The organism is Curtobacterium sp. B8, assembly GCF_000333315.1.
GTDB classification, from domain to species: Bacteria; Actinomycetota; Actinomycetes; order Actinomycetales; family Microbacteriaceae; genus Curtobacterium; species Curtobacterium luteum.
The window spans coordinates 1-5977 of record NZ_BACW01000446.1 but is presented as its reverse complement, the minus strand read 5'-3'; the positions used below and the strand labels follow the sequence as shown (position 1 = coordinate 5977).

Genomic DNA, 5977 nt, shown 5'->3' with positions numbered 1-5977 from the left:
TGTTCGGGTCGGGGTTCGTGAGTGAGGGTCAGACCGGTTCCGGCGTCGGTTCCGGCGTCGGTTCCGGTGCCGTTCCCGGGGTCGCGGCGGACGTCGTCGCGGGCCGGAGGATGCGGACCTCGACGGCCGAGGGGTCGGTGTGGTCGAGGGCGGGGACGTCGCTGCCCGGGAGGGCTGCGGCTGCCGCTCCGGTCGCGACGGCCTGGGCGAGACGCTCCTCCGGGCGAGCTCCGGCGACCTCGGCGAGCAGGTAACCGGCGAGGGAGGAGTCTCCCGCGCCGACGGTCGAGCGGGCGACGATGCGCGGGGCTGCGGCCGCGAAGGACCCCTCCGGGCCGACGAGGACGGCGCCGGCGCTGCCGAGGGTGAGCAGGACCGAGTCCACTCCCCGCGACCGGAGTCGATCGGCGGCCGCGGCGGCTGCATCGAGGTCGCGCTCGTACTCGTCGGGATCGCCGCCGACGACCTCGGCGAGTTCCTCGGCGTTCGGCTTCACGAGGTCGATCCGCTCGCCGGACTGCAGCAGCGCGGTGAACGGGACGCCCGACGAGTCGACCGCGATCCGGACGTCGTCGCCGTGTCGTGCGCGGACGGCCCGGACGAGCACGGCGAGGGCGTCGTCGGGCAGGCCGGGCGGCAACGAGCCGGCGAGGACGACCCAGCGGGCACCGGGTCCGGTCGGGGTCGGTCCGGCCGAGTCGGCCACGAGGGCGGCGAACTCGTCGAGCCTGCCGGCGAGCGAGGGGCCGGGCTCGTTGAGCTTCGTCGTGGTGCCGGTCGGTTCGGTGACCGTGACGTTGGAGCGCAGCGGCGCACCGATGGCCATGGCGGCGGTCGGGATGCCACGCGTGGCGAGGCCGAGCAGGACGGGGTCGAGCTCGTCCCCGGGCAGCACGGCGATCGTGTCACCACCGCTCGCGACGACGACGCGGGAGACGTTGACGCCCTTGCCGCCCGGCTCGGCGGTGCTCCGGGTCGCTCGCTGGACGGCGCCGCGCTGCAGCTCGCCCGCGAGCTCGATGGTGCGGTCCAGGCTCGGGTTCGGCGTGACCGTGACGATGCGCGTGCTCGGGCGCCCGCTGGTGCTGGTGTTCCGGTCGGTGCTCATGCGACGACCACCTCGACGTCGGCTTCGGCGAGCGCTCCGGCGAGGTCCGCCGGAAGCTCCTCGTCGGTGACGACGGTGTCGACCTCGTCGAGTCGGGCGAAGCGCATGAGGGCCTCGACCCCGTGCTTCGCGGGGTCTGCCAGCACGACGCTTCCGCCGCGCTGCGAGGACGTACGCCGCCTTCACCGCGGCCTCGTACTCGTCCGGCGTGCTCAGGCCGAAGCCGGCGGACAGTCCGTTGGTCCCCACGAAGGCGATGTCGGGGCGGAGGGCACCGATCTGCTCGACCGTGGCCGTTCCGACCGCGGCACTCGTCACGCCGCGGACACGTCCACCGAGCAGGTGGAGCTCCACGTGCTCGCTGTGCTGCAGCGCGGATGCGATGGGCACGGAGTTCGTGATGACCGTCAACGTGGCGCCGGCGGTCGCGGGCTCCCAGCGGGCGAGCTCGGCGGCGACGGCTGCGCAGGTCGTGCCGGCGTCGAGGGCGATCGAGCCGGTGAAGGTCGGCGGGACGAGGCGCATGGCCGCCCGGGCGATCGCGCTCTTGGCGGTCCCGTGCTGGCCCTCCCGCTCGGCGACGCTCAGCTCGACGACGCTCGACCGGCCGACGGGGACCGCTCCCCCGTGCACGCGGCGCAGGACGCCGGCGGACTCGAGGGCGTCCAGGTCGCGTCGCACGGTCTCGGTGGTGACGTCGAAGTGCTCGGCCAGCTCGGCGACGGACACCCGGCCTGCCGACTGCAGCGAGGCGGCGATGGCGTCGTGCCGCTCGGTTGCGTACATGCCCGAACTCCTTCGTTCCCGTGGGTTTCGAGCACTGTACGCCGCAAAGCCACACGTTCGCAACCGTTTCGTACCGAAACCAACACGGAAGCAGGAGCCGGACTCGCCGCTTCGGGTCACGACGCCCCGCTCAAGGGTGTCGAGCGGTCACGAGGTGTCGCTCTCGCGGACGCAGAGCGACGATTCGTGACCGGCCGGACGGCGGGTGCGGGGAGTCGCGACCACCGGCAGCAGCAGGCGCGACGTGCCGTCCGACGATCGCGCTGGTCGCACGACATGCCGTCCCGCCATCGCGCTGGTCGCACGACATGCCGCCCGACGGTCGCGCTGGTCGCACGACATGCCGTCCCGCGTGGCCCAGGCCGACACGTCCTGCGACCAACCGGGGTCGTCGCCGGTGGCCGCGCACGTCGCCCGAGGCCGGTCTCCGCCGAGCTCCGCACGTGCGAACGCCTCGCCGAGCTCCGCACACGCGAACACCCCGCCCTGCGACCAGCAGGACGGGGCGTTCGACCGCGCAGCCGCTACCCCTTCACGGCCCCCGCGGTCATCCCGCTGACGAGCCGCCGCTGCACGATGAGGAAGAACACGACCACCGGGATCGAGAACAGCACCGACGCAGCCATGAGCCCGCCGAAGTCCGTCCCCTTGTTCGTCGAGAACCCGGCGAGCCACACCGGCAGCGTGTACATCCCCTGGTCCTTGAGCATCACGTACGCGGTCAGGTAGTCGTTCCACGCCGCGATGAAGGCGAACACACTCGTCGCGATGACCCCCGGCATCACGAGCGGGAACAGCACGCTCCACAGGATCCGGAACGTCCCCGCTCCGTCGACCTTCGCCGCCTCCTCGATCTCGACCGGCACCGCGACGAAGAACCCGCGCATGACCCAGATCGAGAAGGGCAGGACGCTCGCCACGTACGCGAGGATCAGCCCGAGGTAGCTGTTGAGCAGCCCGAGCGACTGGAACGACAGGAAGAGCGGGATCAGCAGCGCACCCGAGGGGATCATCTGCACGAACAGGATCGCGACGAGGATCGCCCGACGCCCGCGGAACCGGAACCGCGACAGGGCAGCCGACGCGAGGAACCCGACGACGATCGACAGCAGCACCGCGGCCACGACGACGATCGCCGAGTTCCGCAGGTACACCAGGAACCCGTCCTGCGTCAGCGCCCGCGTGAAGTTCTCGAGCGTCGGGCGCAGCGGCAGCCAGATCGGCGTCAGCGTGGTCACCTCGTCCGCGGGCTTGAACGCGGTGTTCACCATCCAGTAGATCGGGAACACCCACACCAGGCAGAACACCACGGCGATGGTGTTCGCCACCACGCGCGGCTTGCGGCGACGCGGGCGGCCGGCCGTGATCGGACCGGTGGACCGAGGCGCACCGGGTCGCCCTGCCACGTCGGGCCGTGCGGCGGGGCTGGTCGCCGCGGTCGGCGCGCCCGTCCCGGGGGTCGATGTCGTCGTCACAGGTCGTCCTCCCCACTGCGGACGAGCCGCCGGATGTAGTAGCTCGTGAGCGCACCGAGGATCAGCGTCGAGATGACGGCGATCGCGGCGCCCTGCCCGTACGCGTTCGACACGAAGGACTTCACGAAGGTCCAGATGCCGAGCGTGAGGGTCGTGTCCTCCGGTCCACCCTTCGTGAGGAGCCAGATCTGGTTGAAGACGTTGAAGTCCCAGATCACCGAGAGGATAGTCACGAGCAGCAGCGTCGGCACGAGGGCCGGCAGCGTGATCGCCCGGTACATCGCCCACGCCGATGCCCCGTCGAGCGCGCCGGCCTCGTAGTACTCCGGCGCGATCTGCGACTGCGCGGCGTAGAGCGTCAGGGCGACGAACGGCACCGCCTGCCAGATCACGAGCGAGAGCACGATGGCCAGTGACTGCCCTGGTGTCGAGGCCCAGTTGTCCTGCGTGTGGTCCCCGAACACCCCCAGCTGCGTGATCATCCAGTTGAGCACGCCGTAGAACGGCTGGAAGAGCCACTGCCACACCAGGCTCGACGCCACGTTCGGCATCGCCCAGGCCAGTACGAGCACGACGCTGACGACGGTCCGCATGACGACACCGAGCCGCGTGAGCAGCTGCGACACCGCCATGCCGATGCCGATGGTGCCGACGACCATCGCCCCGGTGACGAGCACCGTCCGGAGGATGACCGGCCAGAAGCTCGCGTCGGTGAGGACGTTCGTGTAGTTCGTGAGCCCTGCGAAGCCCGCCTGTCCCGTGAAGATCGCGCGGAGCCCGTAGTCCTGGAAGGAGATCACGAGCAGCCGCACGAGCGGGTACACGACCAGGGCGAGCAGCAGGATCGCCGCCGGCGCCAGCAGGAAGAGCGGCGCTCGCGACGCCGTCAGCGATCGCCGACCGCCGCCGGGACCGCCCGTCGAACCGGCGCCCGACGGGCCGGCCCCGACCGGACGGCCACGATCCCGGTCCCGTCCCCGACCCCGACCCCGACCCGGACCGTCACGCCGGGTGTCCGGCCCGGCGGGAGCCGGACCGGACACCCGCTCTGCAGTGGACGTCATCGACTACTGCTGCGCGTTCAGCGCCGACGTGAGGTGCTCAGAGAAGCCCTCGGCGGCGTCCTGTGGGGACTTCCGGCCGGTCGCGACGTCCGCGAACATCGTCTGGAAGCTCGAGTCGCCCTCGATCGTCGCCCATCCCGGGGTCGCCGGGGTCGGGCGGCTCGTCGAGGCCGCCTCGAAGTACGGCTTGTGGAGCTCGTCCACGTCGCCGGCCACCGCGTCGAGCAGCTGCGTCGAGTTGGGCTCCCACCCGTCGACGCCGAACACCTGGTCCTGCTGGAACTCCTTCGAGGTGAGGATCTTCGTGTAGTACAGCGCGAGTTCCTGGTTCTGCGACTTCGACGGGATGCCGAGGTCCGAGCCGCCGAGGAACACCGGCTGGGTCTTCCCCTCCGTCGCCGACGGCATGGGGAACGTGCCGATCTGGTCCTTCAGCTCGGGCTTGGCCGTGGTGATCGACCCGATCTCCCACGCCGACCCGAGGATCGCCGAGGCGTTGCCCTGTGCGAAGACGTCGGATTCGGCGGGCTTGTCGGTGTTGATGTCCTGCGTCGACTTCGCCGAGTACGAGTTCTGGAAGTCCTTCCACGCGGTAAGGCCCTTGACGGCGTCGGCGGAGTCGATCGCTCCGGTCCACTTGCCGCCCTTCTCGGTGGCGATCTGCCCACCGGCGTCCCACACCCACTGCAGGCCGCCGTACCAGTACTGCCCGGGCATGTAGAAGGCCGAGAAGTCGGCCTGCGGGTTCTTCGCCTTCACCTTGTCCAGGTCGGCGGTGAGCTGGTCGTACGACGTCGGCACGTCGGTGACGCCGGCGTCCGCCCAGGTCTTCTTGTTGTAGATGACCGCGCGGTTGCCGGCGAAGAGCGGAGCGCCGTAGAGCTTGCCGTCGACCGTCGCCGGGCCCTCGAGCCCGGACAGCCAGGTCTGCCCGCCCTGCAGCTCCTTCTTGTACGGCGACAGGTCCATGAGGCCGCCGGTCGCCGCGTACACGGGGACCTGCGTGTTGCCGAGGTCGACGACGTCCGGCGCGTCCTGCTGCGCGAGCGCGGTCGTGAGCTTCGTCGTGATGCCGTCCCACTGCTGCAGCTGGAGCTTCACCTTGGCCCCGGTGGCCTTCGTGAACTGCTGCGCAGCGACGTCGAGGATCTTCGGGCTGAGGTCGCCGTTCATGATCCAGACGGTGATGGTCTTGCCCTTGCCGTCGGGTGTGCCGATGGACTTCGTGCCTCCGTCGGAAGCGGCGTTGCTCCCGGCGGAGCACCCGGTGAGGGCGAGCGCGCCTGCGAGGGCGAGCGCACCGAGTGCGGCGAAACGCGTGCGTGTCACGTTGACTCCCTTGGTCCGACCTTTATGAAAGGACGTTGCGTAATGGCTAGTGAAGACCCATCACGCGGGGATGTCAACCACGAATCGCGACCCTGTGGACAGCCGCGATCCGCATGTTTCCGGGGGATCACGGATGTCGAACAGATGCGGCCGCGTCCTTGACGAACTGGTCATGACCAGGCATCATCCGCATCCGCAGGACGAGACGGACGGGA

General features: G+C 70.5%; 4 protein-coding genes and 1 pseudogene. All 5 read right to left on the bottom strand.

All coding sequences use genetic code 11. The features are described from left to right. Positions 1–28: 28 nt before the first annotated feature. Positions 29–1108 carry a 1-phosphofructokinase family hexose kinase gene (locus I59_RS11495; RefSeq protein ID WP_042726677.1) on the bottom strand — a complete coding sequence of 360 codons (1080 nt, stop codon included), beginning with the start codon at positions 1106–1108 and terminating at the stop codon, positions 29–31. Beyond that, a pseudogene (locus tag I59_RS21460) lies at positions 1105–1894 on the bottom strand (DeoR/GlpR family DNA-binding transcription regulator). Before I59_RS21460 ends, I59_RS11495 begins: the two are co-directional and overlap by 4 nt. A gap of 524 nt (positions 1895–2418) precedes the next feature. After that, positions 2419–3222 (bottom strand): carbohydrate ABC transporter permease, encoded by an 804-nt coding sequence (locus I59_RS11485; protein ID WP_261976561.1) that lies wholly within the window; start codon positions 3220–3222, stop codon positions 2419–2421. Positions 3223–3365: 143 nt separating this feature from the next. Next, positions 3366–4433, bottom strand: coding sequence for a carbohydrate ABC transporter permease (locus I59_RS11480; RefSeq protein ID WP_083882072.1), 1068 nt, complete (start codon positions 4431–4433; stop codon positions 3366–3368). A 3-nt stretch (positions 4434–4436) separates the two neighbouring features. After that, complete coding sequence (locus I59_RS11475) at positions 4437–5762, bottom strand: sugar ABC transporter substrate-binding protein (protein ID WP_022903985.1); 1326 nt, start codon at positions 5760–5762, stop codon at positions 4437–4439. Between the last annotated feature and the right edge of the window lie 215 nt (positions 5763–5977).